Source organism: Pedobacter sp. AK017 (assembly GCF_014200825.1).
Classification (GTDB): Bacteria; Bacteroidota; Bacteroidia; order Sphingobacteriales; family Sphingobacteriaceae; genus Pedobacter; species Pedobacter heparinus.
In genome coordinates this window covers 182679-200521 of the sequence record NZ_JACHCW010000010.1, presented here as the reverse complement: position 1 = coordinate 200521, position 17843 = coordinate 182679, and the positions used below count along the sequence as shown (strand labels likewise).

Sequence of the window (17843 nt, the reverse complement as noted above, 5' to 3'; positions counted from 1 at the left end):
TAATTCTATATAAACTTATTCAGTACTGTTAAACTTTCCAGGTTCAATTTTAACCAAGTGTAGAAAAGGTATGTGTTCGGTATGCCTTTTGGATTGGCTAAGGGTTGGTAAACATCCCCTAAAGGGTTGGTTAAGGGTTGGCAGACGCTAAACTGAAGCAATGGTTAAGCATGTGTTTAGCAAATGTTAAGCAAGCCAGAACACAGCCCGAAGGGAGGGTATTAGTACATCAGGCTGTCTGGAATAAGTAAAAGGCACGCCATGCTTAGCCTTCTTAATTTGGAAAAAATATGCCTTCTGCAAGGAGACATAGGAATTTTTGTCTCCTTCAAGACAAAAGGTTCCAGTCTCAGAGCAGAATGGCTTATTTTTATTTTCTTAATGTCATTTAATGTAACAAGCCAAACCCTTTGCCATCCAAGCTGTAATTTTATATTTAACATTGACAAATGAAACGAAAAATCAGTCTGTTACCCATAGCCATTGTAGCCATATTATTTTTCATTTTAAACTGGTATGTATTATCAGGGTTGCTTATATATAGCCTTAACCCCCTTTTAAGCCTTGTTTTCTGGCTAACGGTATCCCTTATTACCCTATCTTTAATTGCGGCCATAAACAGGATCAATACCATGGGCATGGGTTTATTTTTCAAAATTGCCACGCATGCTTTCGTGATCTGGCTTACTGCAGCCCTGCTTTTTGCTATTGTACTTTTAACAGGCGATGTATACCGCCTGTTTTCGGGAACACCTAGAAATTTATACTGGGTTGAATTTGCGACAGCCATTTTTGCACTCACCGTATTGGTATTTTTGTATGGAATGATCAAGGGGAAATATGCTTACCGGGTAATCAAGCATACTTTATTTTTTGACGATCTGCCACAAAGCTTTGACGGCTTTACCATCACCCAAATCTCTGATATACATGCAGGCAGTTTTCAAAACCCTAAAGCGGTACAAAAGGGCATCGATTTAATTAAGGCCCAGAAATCAGATCTTTTTGCTTTTACGGGCGACCTTGTGAACAATAAAGCAGAAGAAATTAAACCATGGATAGGCCATTTTTCGCAGATCAAAGCACCTTATGGCCAGTTTTCTGTATTGGGCAACCACGATTATGGCGATTACATTAAATGGGAAAATGAGCAGACAAAACGTGCCAATTTACAACAATTAAAAGCATACCATGCCGAACTGGGTTTCAGACTGCTACTGGATGAACATGTAGAATTGTATAAGCATGGCGAAAAGATCATTCTGGCCGGTGTAGAAAACTGGGGACTTGGCTTTGGCGAACGTGGTGATCTTAAAAAGGCCCTCACAAATGTTGACCCCTATGATTTTAAGGTGCTGCTTTCCCATGATCCTACCCATTGGGACTCGGAAGTAAAAAAATCACCTTCAAAGGTCCACCTAACTTTATCCGGCCATACCCATGGTATGCAGTTTGGCATTGAGGCCTTTGGCATAAAATGGAGTCCTGTCAAATATAGATATGCCCATTGGGCCGGTATTGCCAGTTACCAGGGCCGGTTCCTGAATATCAACAGGGGTTTCGGTTTTCTTGGTTTTTCGGGGCGCGTGGGCATCTGGCCAGAGATTACGGTCATAGAATTAAAAAAAAGCAGGACATAATTTTATCATAGAAAGGTTGTTTTCCAACAAAAAGGAATTTGAATTGTTTAAATTCTATACTTTTGCAAGGTATACTTAAAAGTATATTGATAAGCCATTAATGGAACAAAACAAATTGAGACAAGAAACTTTGATCGCATCTGCTGATACTGATGATTTAAAAAGAGTATTTCAGGATAGAAAAAGAACCAACATTTTAAATTCAGCAGAACAAAAGACGATCTCTTTTCTCGTTACCAGAGTTCCCAGCTACATTTCTTCAAATATGCTCACTTTTACAGGCACCTTTGGCTCTGTATTGGTTTTAATGGGTTTTATCCTGAGTACTTATCTGACGCGGAATTATCTTTTACTGGGTGTAGCAGGTCTGGCCATCAATTGGTTTGGAGATTCATTGGATGGACGCATAGCTTATTACCGCAATATCCCCCGTAAATGGTATGGCTTTTCGCTGGATATCATTATGGACTGGGTAAGTACCGTGCTGATCGGTTTAGGCTATATGGTATATGCCCGCAACGAATATGAACTGATTGCCTTTATTTTTGTGGTTTTGTATGGCTGGGCAATGATCATTTCTCAGCTAAGGTATAAAATAACAGATATTTACAGTATAGATTCCGGACTGGTTGGCCCAACGGAAATCAGGGTAATTTTAGCTTTAATACTTATCCTGGAAGTGACATTTGGTCATTTGATAGAATATTTTGCAGGTGGGATCTGCATTGTCCTTTTCATCATCAACATTGTAGATACCAGAAAACTTTTAAAACTTGGAGACATCAGGGATAACCTGGAACGAAAGGCTAAAAAGAATGCAGCTTAATGAGTAAAAAGAAATCCGTTTTTGTATTTGCCAAGGCACAGGTTTCAGCATTTACAGGCGGGCTGATTGATTACGCTGTAATGATATTTTGTACAGAGCTGCTGCACATTCATTACACCATTTCTATTGTCATTGGCGGTATCATCGGTGCAGTATGGAACTTTAGCCTGAACAGGTACTGGACCTTTAAGGACAACCAGGCCAGCAACTCCCCGGTTGGTATGCAACTGGTCAAATTCATCTTTGTTGTGGCCGGCAGTATTGCCTTAAAATCATCAGGTACTTATTTATTTACCAGCTGGCTCCATATTGATTATAAGATCAGCCGGATCATGACAGATATCATCGTTTCACTCGGCTTCAATTATGTACTGCAAACCTATTGGGTGTTTAGAAAACATCCTGAGAAAGAACTGAAGGAGCTGGATGGCACAATCGCAGACAAAACCAATGCAGGTTAATTGCCAATCCTGTTTTTCTCCTCCTCGTTACTTTGTTCTATCTTCTTATTTTTGAATTTTTTACCGGAACTAAAACTATAGCTTAAAGACAAGCCGATAGTCCTTGTAGGCCTTTTTTGATAGGAACTGATCCTCGTATCCTTATAATTCGTATACTCCTGCTCTTTAAATGTATCAAAAATATCAGTTAGGGATAAGCGCATCCTCAGCTGGTTATCCAGCAGCTTTTTGGTAAAGCCCAGATCCAAGTAAAAAATATAGCCCATTTTTGAATTGGAAGTTACGTAAGGAGAAGAATAGTTGGCGAACATATCAAAATCAAAAAGATGCTTTAAGGTAATCGTATGCATAGACTTTGCATAAACGCTGTACTGGTCTACTTTAAAATTACTGATCTCGGTGGCCAGGTGAAACAGAACCACTGAATTATTGGTAGTCCACCATTTAAAAAGCTTAACGGGTGCATCCAGGGTGATGCCATAATCAGAACTGTTGTTAAAGTTTCTTGGCTGGTACTCTATCACGTTGTCGGCTATCGGATTTACAAACTGGGCAATGGTATTTTCGGTACGGCTGTAATAAACATCGGCCGAAAAGCCATTCCAGAAATTATAGCCTAACTCTATCTTATGGGTATATTCAGGCAGCAGATCGGGGTTTCCGGTCATCACTTCATAATCGTTAAGTTGCAAACGGTAAGGATTCAGATAATTAAATTGCGGCCGTCTTAACCTTCTCGAATAGTTCAGATAAATTGCACTTCCGGTCTTTTCATTTAGCTTTTGCACCAGGAAGGCAGTTGGAAACCAGCCCAGGTATTTCCTCGAAAAAGTTTGGCCGGAAGTTATAGAATTTCCTTTCATATCAGTTTCTTCAGCCCTTAAACCCAGCTTAATACTTGTTTTATGAATGTTTTTTTCCAATGTAACATAAGCCATCAACAGGTGCTCATCGTAGATGAACTGATTGCTTGTACCTGTATTTTTTACCCATTCATCTGCAATAAAATCTTCGCTCAATATGGTATTGTCCCTTTTTGCTGATACATATTTAAGGCCTGTTTTTAACTCCAGCTTACTGTTCAAAACCTTGGTATAATCTGCCTGCAGCGAATAAATTTTGGTCAGGTTTGGCGTATTGTTCCTGTACCTCGAATTTCTTGAAGGATCGGTATACTGCGAAGTAAAATCGTTCAGCTCCGTTTTGCTGCTCTGCACATAATCGCCAATTACTTTAAACGTAGAGCCGGTACTGTCCAGCCGCAGCAGGTAGTTTAGTGTTGCCCCGGTATTTTTAGGCCTGCGCACCCAATCGGACAGCGCATTGCCGCTAATCAGTTCGGCAGGTTTGTTGAGCAGGATGCTTGTTTTAAAAGTCTGCAGCATTTCGCTCCCTGCACCCATTACCTGCAAACCGATCAACTGGTTTTTAGACAAGTCGTAAGCCAGCCCAAAGCGGTACTGGTCCCTGCTGTTATCGTTATACCTGTCGGTTCTTCCGGCGTAAGTACTTTGATCCGGATAAACAATATCGGCCCTTCCACCAATGTAATTACTTTTATCTTTCACCAATGACACATTACCCTGTGCATATAGATTTTTTACTTTATAATCTGCCGAGGCGCCACCTGCATAAAAAGGTCTGTTCCCATATTTATAAGCTGTGCCGATCTGACCTGCAAAGCCGTCCATTCTGGCCTTTTTTAAAACGATATGAACAATTCCCCCCGCCCCCGCCGCCTCAAACTCTGAAGGCGGATTTGAAATGATCTCTATTTTTTTAATGTCTTCAGACCTTAATGTCCGCAGGTATTGGGCCAGGTCCTCTTCAGACATGCGCTGCACTACGTCGTTGATCATTACCATTACCGACTGATTGCCCTTGATCTTTATGGCCCCTTCACTGTTTACCCAGATACCTGGCGATTTCTGTAAGACCTCTAAACCGGTATTCCCATCTGCCAGTGCACTCCCCTCTACATTTACAATATAGCGGTCGGTTTTTCTTTCAATCAGCGGCCGGGCGGCTGTAATACTTACGGTATTCAGTGTATGCTGTTCTTCTTTTAACAAGAGATTTTTAAGCGCAACAGTATCAGGGTAAACAAAATCCACCGATAGTGGCTGATAACCTATAGAAGATATCTTAATTGTATATTTTACCTGTGTCTTAAAAGGATAACTTAGCTGAAAAACCCCATTATCATTGCTGATGCTGCCCCCAACATAGCTAAGCCCCTGCAACAATCCAACGGATGCAAAAGCCAGGACATTTTTTTTCTGATCGGTAATCCTTCCGGATAAGGTTATTTTATTTTCTGCCTCTTCAACTGGCAATCTCACTGTACGGTTACTGCCAATCACCAGCATACGTTCAGACATCATTTTATAAAAAAGCTGTTTTTCAGGTAAAATCTTATCTAACAGTTCTGCAACAGAAATTCTTTTTACATTCACTGTAACCAGCACGGTATCCGGTATCACCTCATTGCTGTACACAATGCTGTAAGTACATTCTTTTTCTATCTGCTCCAAAATTCTGGTCAGTGGCAGCTTATTTGATGATATAGATATTTTACGGCTCTGTGCCTGCCCGCTAAAGTAACTGAACACCATCAGCATCATCGTCATTTGAATAAATCTCTTCATCTTCACTTATTTGAGAATGACCAGTTTATCACTGATGATGTAGGTAAAGGGATAGGAAAGTTTCAGGGCTTCAAGTGCTTCTTTCAGGCCTTCGGCAGCAAAAGCACCACTAAACCTTTTGTCCTTTAATTCTTCTTTCCTGATTTCTATTTTAACATCATATTTCTTTTCAAGACGAAGCACCAGGTCTTTTAATTTTTCCTTTTTAAACATCAGCGAGTCCTGTGTCCATTTAATTTCCTGCAGCTGTTTCTCTGCAGCCATGCTGATGACCTTAAATCCTGTACCAGCAGGGCTAAGCTGTGCTGCCGCTATCAGTTTTTCATTTGGCTTCAGCAAAACCCTGCTGTCTTTATCCAGGATACTGGTAATTTCTATAAGTCCCCTAAGCAGGGAAATCTCTACACTATGTTTTTTCTGATCAGCATTTACATTAAAAGCAGTCCCTTTTACTTCAATATTGAGGTTACGGACATGTATAAAAAGAGGTATGGCCTTATTTTTAGCGACGTCAAAAAAAGCCTCCCCATCCAAAAATATTTCCCTTTTTTCCTTTCCAAAACCCTGGTTGTACCTGATAGATGAGCCCCGGTTTAAATATACTTTGGTACCATCGTCGAGCGTTTTAAATACCTTATCAGCCGTAGTATTTAAAGTATCGAACTTTAAAGGCTGTGTCCTGTTCAAAAAATGATAAGTTATAAAAGTACTACCCAGCAATACCAGAAAGATGGCAGCAATTTTTAGCAGGGATAAACCTGAAAAACCTCTCTTTATCACTTCCGAATGATTGTACTTTGGCACAAAACCCTGATTTTCTGCAAGGACAATCCTATCCCGGGTCTTTATTAATTTATCTACTGTATACACACTGTTTCTAGCGCTGACATTTTTGTTTTCAAAATATCGGGTCAATGCTGTAGCGGTCTGCTTAAAATCGGGTTCCTGTTCAATTGCCTCCTGTAATTTTACATCTTCTTCAGGAGATATTTCTCCGCTAAGTCTTTTACTTAACAGCTTCAGAAAGTATTGTTTCATCATGATTCAATGGTCTTATGCCTTAAAGACACACTGGTTAAACAAACTACTTACTGCTTTATAAAAAAAATAAAAGTGGCAGGTTGGAGAATGCTTGTTTTTTGCTGATCTTTTTTTGAGGATGATAGCCCAGGTAAGGGCTTATCGCATCTGCCAGGTTTTTTACGGCCTTGTACATTTGGTTTTCAACCGTCCGTACAGAAATATTTAATATCCGGGCCACCTCCCTGCACTTCAGTCCATCTTCTTTGATCAGCCGGAAAATCATCCTGCGCTGCTCAGGTAAAGCAGCGATGGCCTCATCCAGTTTACGGGTCAGCTCTTTTGTTTCCAGTTCCGGACTATGGTAATCACCAAACGGCAATATATCCGCTTTTTCTATCCCGTCAAACAAAGCCCTATTATTCTTTTTATCTCCACGAAGGTAGTTTAGTGAAGCATTTTTGACAGCGACATACAGGTAAACTTCCGGGTTTAAAATATCGGACAGGGCGTTTCGTCTGAGCCAGAGCTTCACAAATAGTTCTGAAGTGATTTCTTCCGCACATTCCTGCTGCTTTACGTATTGAACAGAAAAAGCAACCAGCCGATCATAATAAGCTAAAAAAAGTTCGTTAAAGGCTGTTTCCATTCCTTCGTGGATTTCTTTAAACAGCATCAATATTGATCGCTCCGGCTTCTGCATCGGTAATTTTGTCTCCTTTATAAAAACTTTGGTATCCTTGTTAAGGACACCAAAGTTTGAAGATATACTTATTCGGAGATAAATTTATACAGAATAAATATTTTAAAGGATCCGGTGTTCTTTCATAAATCTTTGCTCCTCGTCGGTAATATGATCATCATCTATGGCAGGGGCCGCTGTGATCTTTGCAATCTTCAGCTCGTCCATTATATCTACAAAATTTTTATAATTGGCTCCTGCAGTTGGCTTTACAATAATGAAAAGCGTTTTTTTTGCATCGTTATTGTTGTTTAAAGCAACCAGATCCCTGTTCCTAACAATCGATTTTCTGATTTGTGCAATCTCTTCAATATTGGGCCTGCTTTTACCAGCCTCACCCATATACCAGGCCACTTTATTGTCTTTTCCGAGCAAAATGGTCATAGTCCTGGAGGCCGGTACAGGCTGCTGGTAACCATCTTCTGGTTCATCTGGCTTGGCAATGTCCATCGCTATAGGCTTAGAAAGCGAGGTGGTCAGCATAAAAAAAGTAATGAGCAGGAAAGCAAGATCTACCATTGCGGTCAGATCTACTTTAGGAGCTGCTTTTCTGGAGGTGGTCAATTCTGCCATAATCTGTTTTTTAACATCGCCAAAGGCAAATAGGGTTTAATAATTGATGATTTAAACAGATGATGCGGCTTGCATTAAATTTCCATATCATTTTAAAAGCTTATTTTTATTATTCAATAGAATCCGTAAAAAGCTCTGGTCAATGACACCCTCGTCAGACAACAATCCATGAAATTTGTCTGACTTCAATATTTTTTTAAGAGTAGTTTGGCTACCATTCAGGTATACCTTATTTTGTATCAGCCTGATACCATGACTATAATCAACCCAATCGTATTTATGCCCATTGTAGAGGGGCTGAATTGCTTTCCCATCTGGTTTATGCCAGCCGTAAATCACTACTCTTGGCGTTCCGTTACGGGCTATGATCTGATTGGACAGCACTACATCCTTTTTGTTTCCTGCAATAAGTTTACCTGGCTTTGCTCCCATCCTTTCCAGTTGCTGATGCAGCAGCCTGTTGTGCTCTTCAAATACCGGAACAGTGATCATCTGCATAGAAGGTGGGATGGGTTCCGGACTTAGTTTAACATCAGCCGATTGATAAATGCGGTCAGACATTTTTCGGGTAGGAAGTGAACATTTAAGTTTATCTGCTATCCTTTGTGCTGCCGATACCGTTAAAGGGCAATAGAAATAATCGCTGTCCGAACCCACAACCAGGTAGTCTGGGGCTACAAAATATTTGATCAGGAATAATTTATCTTCAATGACAAGGCTGTCCGTAACTGGTAAAAAATTACGGTAAAATACTGGCACATTACCGCTTTCTACTTCTGCTAATATCCGCTGTTCACGGGCGGCGGGAGAAAGTGAAGCGTCGCGGATAGCAGTGGCAAATGCAGATCCGGATAAGGCATTTACAGGACGTTTTGGCAGTTTTAAATACTGGGCGTTACCCGAAAAACCACTCAGCATCAGGAAAAAGAAAAGTACAGGGATCAGTTGTTTTATATTCATTTGTAATCAGGTTATGCTATTTTGGGTCACATAGCCTGTAGGTGTATGTCCGGTATGCTTTTTAAAAGCCCTGTAAAATGTAGTTTTTGACCCGAAACCACAGTTATAACCAATGCCTTCAATGGTGATGTTCAGTTCGTTGATATTCCTTAACTGCTTTTTGGCTTCTTCAATCCTGAATGAATTGATCAGATCAAAAAAGCTTTTATTGTAATAACGGTTAATAACTTCCGACAATACATGTGGCGATAGTTTTAATACATCGGCCATCTGTCTGAGCGACAGGTCTTCATCAAAAAGCAGCTTATTAGATACCAGGAATATCTCTATCGTATGCCCATACTCTTCTACCTGTGCAGGAGATAAGGCCGATTTCTGGTAGCGCTCTGTAACCGGCAGTGGCAGCTCCGGTTCGGAGGCTAGGGGCAGGTCTTCCGACAGGGCCAACGGGGCAAATACCACAGAATAATTTAATGACTTGTATACAATGATAAAGTAAATGAAGGTACTGAAATAGGCTATGCTCAACTGGCTCACCTTGGTATCTGCAATGAGGATAGTTACCGGTGCAATGATACAGCTAAACACCATTAATATGACAATCAAATCTTTAAGCCAGCCCAGCTGCAGGCGTTTTACATTGGAATAAGAAGCTTTAATGCCAGCGGTATGCCGGTTTAGTACACGTATGGATGCAATAAGGTAAAAGAGCAGGTAAGCCGTCATCCCCATTAGCAGCAAAAGGTTAACAAGTGTATATTTTGTTTCGCCCCTGGTATCTGCATAATAATAATTATGCAATTCCCCTGCTTTTTTAGTAAGCATCAGAAAAATCAGGTTTATCACAGATGGAATTAAAATAAGCCAGTGTGGTCTTGATTTTTTTAACAGTTCCCGTTCCCCCGTCATGGCCCTCACATAAAAATAAAATAAAGGGCCCAGTGCCGACAGGACAATCCCCATAACCGGATCCAGGTATGGAATTTCATTTAAGTACCCTTTTTGAAGTACAAGGTGCTGCACATGGATAAAAGAAAAACCCAGCAGGAACAAGGCAAGGATCTGATCGGCAATGCTTCGGTTCTTTTTAAAGAACAGAAATAAACACAGCAACCAAAGGTGCAGGCAGCAAAATAATGACAGATAATAGGAATAGTCAAGGTTCTGGATTGCCATACTACAATACTATAGATAAAAAATAGGTTTCACCTTATAAAGTGGAACTTTTTGTCAACGGATTATCCGGTTGTTTGCTCAAACAAAAAAAAAAAACATGAAACACTATTACAAAAAACTACCGGCAATTTTATTCCTGTTCGTACTGTCGACGAACTTTTACGGATGTAAAAAAAGTAAAAAAGAAACACCTGGCTTTACCTGTACCAGCTGTAAAACAATACCTGATGCTAAGGTCGAGAACAACAGCCTCAGCAAAGGGGTATACAAAGGGGTTGTTATGGGGTCGACAGGTGTAATCAGTATCGACATCATGAACAACGGGACTGGTATGCAGGCCACCATGGTGCTTGACGGGCTGACCATTAATTTTACCTCGACTGCGGTGTGGACTAACGGACAACCTTTGGTAGCTGATTTTACTGCTGTCAGCAACAGTAAGACCTACAGTTTCAGGTTCACAGTAGCGGCCAATGGCGGCTCACCTGCAGCAGGCTCCTTTAACATTCCCGACCATCCGTCCATCTTTTTCCAGTTGGTCAAAGAAACTTCAGACAATCTGATCAAATGTTACGAAGGCAGTACCGAAGGCGTTAAAAACTCAGGGGCAAAACAATCCGGCAGCTTAAATGTGATCGTTTCCAGCAAAACAAATACCTGGATTGGCCTGTCGAGAGATGCGGCTTCCAACAGCTCGACAGTTGTTTCCGGAACCATAACCGGCACAGTGATCAACTGCGATTGCGGTCCGGAAACTACCGTTAAGGGCACTTTTAGCAACGATGAGATCAAAGGAACCTATAAGGGATCGGACAATAGTGGCACCTGGAGTGCAAAAAGAACATTATAAACAATTAACCAAACAACCAAGATGATGAAACGACTTACATTAATGATCGTAATGGCCTTTACAGGCATTTTAAGTAGCAACGCACAAAACACCAGCACCGGAAGCTTCAGAAAATTCAGGATAGGCCTTGGCCTGGAAGGTGCTTTACCAGGTAAGGGCTTAAAAGATGGCTATAGCATTGGTGCCGGCTTAACCTTAAGAGCCCAATACAATGTTACACCAGAAATTGGCATCACCCTGGCTTCGGGTGCCATTGCCTTTATTCCTAAAGACATCAAAAATTCTGATGCCAAAGCTGCGCTGGACATTCCTGTAAAACTGGGTGGAAAATACATGATAACCCCTGTTTTTTATGCCATGGGCGAAATTGGCTTAAGCTCCCTCCGTGTGTTTTATACGGATGCTGAAGACAAGATACAAAGCACCAAAGGTTCCAGTTCTTTTACTTATGCACCTGGGGTTGGGTTGCAGCTGGGTGGTTTCGACATCGGCATCAGGTATGAAGCTTTTGAGAACGCCGGTTTTTTCGGAACCAGGATAGGATTTAATTTTTAAAGCTGAACTGATTCACTCCTTTTTAACACTTAAGTGTTAAAAAGGAGTATCAAAGGCTTATCGAAGCCCCGCAGGCTCATAATATTTCCATAATAGTGCCGATACCTTACGGATCAGCTGTTCGGCTTCATTATCGGGTGTCCAGCTCTGGTCTTTTATGTTTTTTGTACCTACATAAAACACATAATCACCATGCGGTGCATTTACCAGTACCACTTCAGAGCGGGATTCATTTACCGCACCACTTTTAGCCGCGGCCTGTACATAAGGTGGTATTTGTGCCAGGGCGTTTTCATCGTAATAGCCCTTGGTCATCAATCTGTACATTCTCTCACTGGCAGCTTTACTGATGATTTCACCTTTGCGGATCTTTACCAGCAAAGTGGCCATCTCACGTGGTGTGGTTTGCCCCCATCCGTATATTTTCCAGATCGCTTCCCGGCCCTTTGTACGGGAGTTTACACGTGTATCTTTAAAACCATATTGTTCCAGGACTTCGTTAATGCGCGCGCCCCCGCCAGCCAAACGCTGGTTCCATAAAGAGGTGGTATTGTCGCTATAGGTCATCATTAAATTGGCCAGCACACTCAGTTCAGTTGCCGAGCTGTCCTTAAAGAACTGCATAATCCCTGAGCCCCCATACTTGATAGAATCCCGGTACATTAAAGGCTGATGGTAACTGAGCTCCCCTTTTTCGATTTTATCGAACAATCCAATCAGGATGGGCACTTTAACAATACTGGCTGTAGGAAAAATACTGTCAGTATAGATACCGGCCTGTTTACCTGTTTTAAGGTTCATGGTATAAATACCTACCGTACCTTTAAAACCACTGATCAGGGTATTGAGTTCTTTTTCTAGTTTATGGTCTGTTTTGATTTGCTGGGCGAAAGCAAGCACCGGGAATAACAGTAAAGCAATAAGTATTTGTTTCATTTGGGCTAAAGCAGGGTTTAGGTTTTAAAATATTGATGGAAATATACGGTTAATAATAATTTTGTATCATCATTTATCGTATAAATAATGACACTTTAGTATACGGAATACCACATTAAAATCAATAGAAAATGAAAGTAATCTTAACCGGCGCAACTGGTATGGTAGGTGAAGGTGTTTTACTCGAATGCCTGGAAAACCCTGCAGTCAGCAAAGTCCTGATGGTAAACCGGAAGGCATCGCCGGTAGCACACCCTAAACTGGAAGAATTGATTGTGCCCGATTTTACTAAACCGGAACCATATGCCAGCAGCCTGAGCGGTTATGACGCCTGCTTTTACTGTGCAGGGATCAGTTCAATCGGGATGAACGAGGAACAGTATACCCATATCACTTACGATACTACACTGGCTTTTGCAAATAAACTGGCAGCCCTGAACCCTGGTATGGTATTCACTTTTGTTTCAGGAAGCAGTACCGACAGTTCTGAAAACGGTAAAGTTATGTGGGCCCGGGTAAAAGGAAAAACAGAAAATGCATTAATGAAACTCCCTTTTAAAGGAGCATATAATTTCAGACCCGGGTTGATGAAACCTTTTAAGGGCCAGAAAAACGTAAAGGCCATTTTAAAACCCATCATTTTAATATTCCCCCTTCTGTTCCCTAAGCAATGCTTAACCCTTAAACAGGTTGGCCAGGCGATGATCAATGCAGTACTGAAAGGGTATACAAAACAGATACTGGAAATAGCAGACATCAGGGAATTGGCGGGAAACTAAGCGCTGAAATCATTTTTTACTTCACTATTGAAATCTCATACCTGATCTCCTGTTTAAAACTACCTGCAACAGGCTTCAGTTCCAGTTCCAAAGGATAAGCCTTTAAAGCCGGATAGGGTGCCCAGTAGTGTGCCGCGTCTCCTCCCATCTGGAGCACCGCATGCTCAGAAAGTAGCTTAAACCTGAACTTTCTGCTCCCTGCGTCAATTAAAACCGTACGGTCATCAACTTTTGTAAATACTGTGCCCTTATAATTGACAATCGGCTCAATGATCTTTATAACCGGCCGGGCATCATGATAAACCAGGTTTATGGTTTTTACCAGGGCCGTATCTGAAAACAGATAATTGATGGTATATCCAACCCCGGCAGCCAGCCAGTTTTTATCCTTTAGCTCACCTGCAACATTAACTTCAAATTCATTGCTGCCAACCTGCCCCGCTTCCATCCTGCAGTCAAACTCAAAGAGGTTGGTAAAATACCCCAGGCTATCTGTAAATTCTATTCTTGGCGTTAAGGATTTGACACCTGGCGCTTCAGGAAAACTCATGGGCTCTGGCCTGGAATATGCTGTCACACTGGAAGCCGTTAAATAGCCATGGTCCTTTACCCATAAATTAGAAATGGTTCCGCCTGCCGGACGGTACATATATTTACTTTTTGCCCCGGCTTTATAATCCTTATAGCCGTAAGCTGTAATGGTTGCCATAAAATTTGCAGTGCGGACCTGGGTTATATTTACGGTTTTAAACTGTTTTAACCAGCCCGTCGCCTCGGTCGGCAAGCTTGCCAGCACCCGGTTCTGTTGTGTTTCCAGCTCGTAAGCCATGGCCAGGTTTTTGGCCTTTGTAAAGCTCGGATAAATGCATGGAGGATGGGCCATTACTTCCTCGTGTTGCGGGCCATAAGCAATAAGGCCATTGGGAAGGATATTTTTGCGCAGATATTGCAGGTTCTTTAAAGAAGCCATGCCATACCTGGGATCTTCATCGGCATACAAAGAGAACAAAACCTGACAGCCATCAGAAGTAGCACCACCATAAGTAGTCCACTTATTGGAACGGATGCCCCAGGAATTGTCAAGCGAGCCATCCGGATAAATAAAATAAAGATGACTTTTGAGGGCATGTTTAACCGTATTATTTACTAAAGTATCACCGGTCAGCTTTGCATAAAAGCCCAGGCCCCATAAAGACATTTCCATGCTGTAACCCAGGTCGGCCCCCAGTTTACTGGTATAGTTACGCCCCCCCTCCCCATTTAAAAAGCCATCTTCATCCATTTTTGAAATGGTACGGTGTGCAAGCTCAGTTGCCTTTTTTATATACTTTTCATCCTTTAAAAAAAGACCTGCTTTAGCCAGTGTGGAACAGGTAGTGGCTACATAATTGATGCTGGCAAACTCAGGTGTCATTACCCTGTATAAATAACCGGCAGCTTTTTGTATGGCCAGATGCCAGCTGGCCTTTTCCTTGGTGCTCAATTTTGCAGCGATATGATCATAAGCCAGCATCAGCATTAAAACCTGATCGGTAGTGGTGCCCGTCCATTCCTCGGGTGTTTCTTTCCAGCTGCCGTTTTGCTCCTGCTGTCTGATCAGCCAGTTGCCGGTACGTATTGCAGCTTCCAGATACTTAGTTTCGCCCGTAATTTTATAACTAAGGGCAAAGGGATATATCGCTTCCGAAGCACGGGTATGCAATACCCCATCATAATCACATTTCAGTGCCCCAAAACCAGGATCCTTTTTATCTTTCAACTGATGGTCCAGCAACACATCAGCCAGCTTAATCAATGTAGAGGCATATTCCTGCTTAAGATTTACAGTCTGCGCATGGCTTACTGATGAAGTAAAACCTGCCAGCAGTAACACTAGAAACGCCCGTAGCTTATACACTTTCATGTTTTACCTGTTTAAATGATAAGATGCCGTATTGTTTAAGGTAGTGATTTCGGGCTGGTCTGTAAATATTTTAACAGAGAGTTCCGACACTGTTTTACCCGCAGGAAGCTTAAAGCTGACGGTTTTAAAGCGTGGGTTAAGATCGTTCGGTGCTTCAATATCAGCTATGGTATGCATGCCGATCTTCTCTCTTGCGTTCCAGAGCTCAACCCTGATGTTTCTGGCCTTCACATTTCCTACGTTATGGACTTTAACGGTAACTGTATCCTGGCTAACCGAAATATCGCGACTGGAAAGTGCGGGATCCGCAGCCTGATCTGTTTTCGGGCCTGCTTTCAGCTGCTCAATAAACACTGCCTGAAGTATTTTAGAAGGCACCTGTAATTGTACCTGGTTCACCCTTTCTTTTAGGACAAGCGTACGCTCGGTTCTATCCGCATCTATTTCTCCGTCGTCATTGCTATCAGTACCTGTTGTCAATCTGTATACACCGGGTTCCAGCAGCCAGGTTTGCATGGTTACAGTACGGGCAACCCCAAAGTTGTACAGAGAAATCCTGGCCGATACAGCATTACCGCCACGCACAAATATCCCCATATCCGGTCCGGTATTCTTCCAGGTAGCCACTGTCGAAGGGTACTCATAGCCCGAACCGAAATGTCCTGTATACATACCAAACAGCAGGTCGCTACCCGGCACATAGACCCGGTCAGTATATTTAACCTCACTGGTTAAAAGGGGAAAGTTGTACTTCAACGAACCCAATACTTCCTCAAATCCACGATGGATATTTTTCATATCCTTACTGATGAGGTATTTGTTGTAAGGATTTCCATGCTCGGCAATAAGCTGGTCATATTTATTGCTGTGTCTTACCTGGCCGGCCATAGCAAATACATCGGCCATGGGGTTATCGGAGTCGCCTTTATCTACCCCTCCTTTCAGCAATACCTGTTTTACCCAGTCCAGCGAACCCTGTTCAGGTTTTTTTGGCAGCTTTTCTTGTTTTGCTGCCAGCATCAGGTCATAACAGAAATCAACAGGTTTCAGAAAAGCTGTATTTTTGGTGAGCCCATACATACCGATCAGTTGGGCATGCATTTCATTAATGTGGCCCAGGCTTTCCCATTTATAGTAATCGTAAGCCAGCCCTGGATCGTACCATTTGCCGGTATATGTCCCTATTCCATCATTAGCAAAAGCAATTGCTGCAGGCATAATTCCTGCAGGCTTGCCATTTGTGGCCCTTGCGGCATCCGCTACCCAGGCATTCCCCCATTCGCTGAACAATTTGATCAGGGTAGGGTTCCGGTTATACCAGGCTGCCCATAAACCCGGCAAAACTGCCCTGGCATTTAAAGGCACGTCTACGTTCATGGGGGCCTGTTCCAATACTGCTGTTGCAGAAAGGTAACATGACTTAAAATGACGGTGACCGGATGGTGTAAGACCTGTCCACACCTTTCCAAAATTCTGCATACTGATCAGGCAGCGCTCTATGTATTCCGGATCGCCATAACGGATCATAAACATGGAAGGATGAGTATCCCTGAACAGTTCGGCGGAATGTTCAACATCGTCTATCTTTTTGGCAAAGCCCCGTTCCAGGATACCGCTGTTCCAAACCCCATCTGCCAGGCGCATATAACCTTTTTTTGCAATGGCATCATCGGCGCCCAAAATTGCGGGCAGCCACCAGCGCAAAATTTCTACATCGTCCCCATATTTTCCGCCCAGTTCCCCATTGGCTTCCTGTTTTTCATTTACCCACCAGTAAATCACTTTTAGCATCCGCTGCATGGCCTCGTGCTGGTTAACAGCCCATTGCGGTGCAGCTTTCAGGTCCACGTTATTTGCAACTTCAAAAGGGATCTTTTCACCCAGGTACATTTTGATCAGGTCTGCATCCGGATATTTCGTTTTAAGTATGGTAAAATATTTTTTAGCCTCGGCGTCGTGGTAAGGGTCATAATCTTCCCGGTTCAGCCAGTAATGGATTTTTGCCAGCAGGTAAATGGCTTTATCGTAAAGGGGATCATTTTCTGAGGCTGCAATCTGTTCCAGCATATCTGCAGCAAGGTACATGCGAAAAGTAAAATTGATACCGGAAGTTTTAGCAGACCTTGACCATGCACCCAGGTCGTAATAATAAGCAGCCTTTAAGTATTTGGCTGCAAAATCCCCCCCTGTTTGCTTCGCTGCTGTAGTATCTTGCTCAAAGCCGGTAGCTGTGCTGATATTTTGCCGGCCTATAGGCCTGAATTCAATATTCTGCACCGCAATTAAAGTATTTGAACTGATTTTAACCACAGCTTTTCCGTTGCTGATGGTGATTTGCTTGTTTACACTTTTAATGGGGATGCGGTACCAGGGTGTAATCACACTATCAGCAATCAAACCTCCGTTAAAATAAACCGACTGATTTAAAGGATTTTCTTTATTGTTGCCCAGGGTAAGTGTTAAAAGATAAGTTCCATTGGGAACGTCTGCCATGAAAATCAGACTGTCCTTACCCAAAACTCCATCCCGGTTAAGGTCGTTGTTCCATTTACCGGCAAGGGTATCAAAAGCACCAGTTGGCTTGTTTACCCAGCCATAACCGGCTTTTTCAGTGTACATGGCACCCGGATGAACGGCAATATAGCCCGGGGCTACGGCAGAGCTGTCGGTTCCCATATCGTACAGATAACTGGTGTTACCGGAATCTGCAGTACAGGCAGCAAAAGCAAGTGCAATTCCCGAAAAAAACACTATTATTCTTTTTAACTTCATCG

At 42.3% G+C, this 17843-nt stretch carries 15 protein-coding genes; 6 read left to right on the top strand and 9 right to left on the bottom strand.

The window, feature by feature from the left end:
- Positions 1-449 precede the first annotated feature (449 nt).
- The 3 genes from HDC92_RS15955 to HDC92_RS15945 all read left to right on the top strand — a co-directional run bounded on the left by HDC92_RS15955 (position 450) and on the right by HDC92_RS15945 (position 2927).
- Positions 450-1640 (top strand): metallophosphoesterase, encoded by a 1191-nt coding sequence (locus HDC92_RS15955; RefSeq protein ID WP_183875925.1) that lies wholly within the window; start codon positions 450-452, stop codon positions 1638-1640.
- Positions 1641-1740: 100 nt separating this feature from the next.
- A complete protein-coding gene (locus HDC92_RS15950; RefSeq protein ID WP_015808900.1) occupies positions 1741-2466 on the top strand; it encodes a CDP-alcohol phosphatidyltransferase family protein in 726 nt (241 codons plus the stop codon).
- Entirely contained in the window at positions 2466-2927 is a 462-nt protein-coding gene (locus tag HDC92_RS15945; protein WP_015808901.1) for a GtrA family protein, read from the top strand. Before HDC92_RS15950 ends, HDC92_RS15945 begins: the two co-directional genes overlap by 1 nt.
- On the opposite strand, the gene HDC92_RS15940 is transcribed toward HDC92_RS15945, so the two are convergent.
- The 6 genes from HDC92_RS15940 to HDC92_RS15915 form a co-directional block, all read right to left on the bottom strand.
- Complete coding sequence (locus tag HDC92_RS15940) at positions 2924-5575, bottom strand: outer membrane beta-barrel family protein (protein ID WP_183875923.1); 2652 nt, start codon at positions 5573-5575, stop codon at positions 2924-2926. The genes HDC92_RS15945 and HDC92_RS15940 overlap by 4 nt on opposite strands.
- 6 nt (positions 5576-5581) lie before the next feature.
- Positions 5582-6616 (bottom strand): FecR family protein, encoded by a 1035-nt coding sequence (locus HDC92_RS15935; protein ID WP_183875921.1) that lies wholly within the window; start codon positions 6614-6616, stop codon positions 5582-5584.
- Positions 6617-6671: 55 nt separating this feature from the next.
- A complete protein-coding gene (locus HDC92_RS15930) occupies positions 6672-7298 on the bottom strand; it encodes an RNA polymerase sigma-70 factor (protein ID WP_255484553.1) in 627 nt (208 codons plus the stop codon).
- 102 nt (positions 7299-7400) lie between these two features.
- Positions 7401-7910: an ExbD/TolR family protein gene (locus tag HDC92_RS15925; protein ID WP_183875919.1), complete on the bottom strand. Its 510-nt coding sequence runs from the start codon at positions 7908-7910 to the stop codon at positions 7401-7403.
- Positions 7911-7997: 87 nt separating this feature from the next.
- Positions 7998-8870, bottom strand: a complete 873-nt coding sequence (locus HDC92_RS15920) for a hypothetical protein (protein ID WP_183875917.1) — start codon at positions 8868-8870, stop codon at positions 7998-8000.
- A gap of 6 nt (positions 8871-8876) precedes the next feature.
- Positions 8877-10046: a helix-turn-helix domain-containing protein gene (locus HDC92_RS15915; protein WP_183875915.1), complete on the bottom strand. Its 1170-nt coding sequence runs from the start codon at positions 10044-10046 to the stop codon at positions 8877-8879.
- 97 nt (positions 10047-10143) lie between these two features.
- On the opposite strand from HDC92_RS15915, the gene HDC92_RS15910 reads away from it, so the two are divergent.
- Both HDC92_RS15910 and HDC92_RS15905 read left to right on the top strand, forming a co-directional pair.
- Positions 10144-10896 carry a hypothetical protein gene (locus HDC92_RS15910; protein ID WP_015808908.1) on the top strand — a complete coding sequence of 251 codons (753 nt, stop codon included), beginning with the start codon at positions 10144-10146 and terminating at the stop codon, positions 10894-10896.
- Between the two features lie 21 nt (positions 10897-10917).
- Positions 10918-11451, top strand: a complete 534-nt coding sequence (locus HDC92_RS15905; protein WP_183875913.1) for an outer membrane beta-barrel protein — start codon at positions 10918-10920, stop codon at positions 11449-11451.
- Between the two features lie 57 nt (positions 11452-11508).
- Here HDC92_RS15905 and HDC92_RS15900 read toward each other — a convergent pair whose 3' ends face one another.
- On the bottom strand, positions 11509-12387 hold the full coding sequence (locus tag HDC92_RS15900; RefSeq protein ID WP_015808910.1) for a serine hydrolase: 879 nt from the start codon (positions 12385-12387) through the stop codon (positions 11509-11511).
- Between the two features lie 131 nt (positions 12388-12518).
- On the opposite strand from HDC92_RS15900, the gene HDC92_RS15895 reads away from it, so the two are divergent.
- Positions 12519-13166, top strand: coding sequence for an NAD-dependent epimerase/dehydratase family protein (locus tag HDC92_RS15895; protein WP_183875911.1), 648 nt, complete (start codon positions 12519-12521; stop codon positions 13164-13166).
- A 16-nt stretch (positions 13167-13182) separates the two neighbouring features.
- Here the strand turns inward: HDC92_RS15895 and HDC92_RS15890 are convergent, their stop codons facing one another.
- Together HDC92_RS15890 and HDC92_RS15885 are read right to left on the bottom strand one after the other, a co-directional pair.
- Complete coding sequence (locus HDC92_RS15890) at positions 13183-15069, bottom strand: hypothetical protein (RefSeq protein WP_183875909.1); 1887 nt, start codon at positions 15067-15069, stop codon at positions 13183-13185.
- 3 nt (positions 15070-15072) lie between these two features.
- Complete coding sequence (locus HDC92_RS15885) at positions 15073-17841, bottom strand: tetratricopeptide repeat protein (protein WP_183875907.1); 2769 nt, start codon at positions 17839-17841, stop codon at positions 15073-15075.
- Between the last annotated feature and the right edge of the window lie 2 nt (positions 17842-17843).

Coding starts and splice junctions, on each gene's coding strand:
- HDC92_RS15905 (WP_183875913.1), top strand. CDS start 10,918: ATGATGAAACGACTTACATTAATGATCGTAATGGCCTTTACAGGCATT.
- HDC92_RS15930 (WP_255484553.1), bottom strand. CDS start 7,298: ATGCAGAAGCCGGAGCGATCAATATTGATGCTGTTTAAAGAAATCCAC.
- HDC92_RS15945 (WP_015808901.1), top strand. CDS start 2,466: ATGAGTAAAAAGAAATCCGTTTTTGTATTTGCCAAGGCACAGGTTTCA.
- HDC92_RS15885 (WP_183875907.1), bottom strand. CDS start 17,841: ATGAAGTTAAAAAGAATAATAGTGTTTTTTTCGGGAATTGCACTTGCT.
- HDC92_RS15895 (WP_183875911.1), top strand. CDS start 12,519: ATGAAAGTAATCTTAACCGGCGCAACTGGTATGGTAGGTGAAGGTGTT.
- HDC92_RS15900 (WP_015808910.1), bottom strand. CDS start 12,387: ATGAAACAAATACTTATTGCTTTACTGTTATTCCCGGTGCTTGCTTTC.
- HDC92_RS15955 (WP_183875925.1), top strand. CDS start 450: ATGAAACGAAAAATCAGTCTGTTACCCATAGCCATTGTAGCCATATTA.
- HDC92_RS15910 (WP_015808908.1), top strand. CDS start 10,144: ATGAAACACTATTACAAAAAACTACCGGCAATTTTATTCCTGTTCGTA.
- HDC92_RS15940 (WP_183875923.1), bottom strand. CDS start 5,575: ATGAAGAGATTTATTCAAATGACGATGATGCTGATGGTGTTCAGTTAC.
- HDC92_RS15915 (WP_183875915.1), bottom strand. CDS start 10,046: ATGGCAATCCAGAACCTTGACTATTCCTATTATCTGTCATTATTTTGC.
- HDC92_RS15925 (WP_183875919.1), bottom strand. CDS start 7,910: ATGGCAGAATTGACCACCTCCAGAAAAGCAGCTCCTAAAGTAGATCTG.
- HDC92_RS15935 (WP_183875921.1), bottom strand. CDS start 6,616: ATGATGAAACAATACTTTCTGAAGCTGTTAAGTAAAAGACTTAGCGGA.
- HDC92_RS15890 (WP_183875909.1), bottom strand. CDS start 15,069: ATGAAAGTGTATAAGCTACGGGCGTTTCTAGTGTTACTGCTGGCAGGT.
- HDC92_RS15920 (WP_183875917.1), bottom strand. CDS start 8,870: ATGAATATAAAACAACTGATCCCTGTACTTTTCTTTTTCCTGATGCTG.
- HDC92_RS15950 (WP_015808900.1), top strand. CDS start 1,741: ATGGAACAAAACAAATTGAGACAAGAAACTTTGATCGCATCTGCTGAT.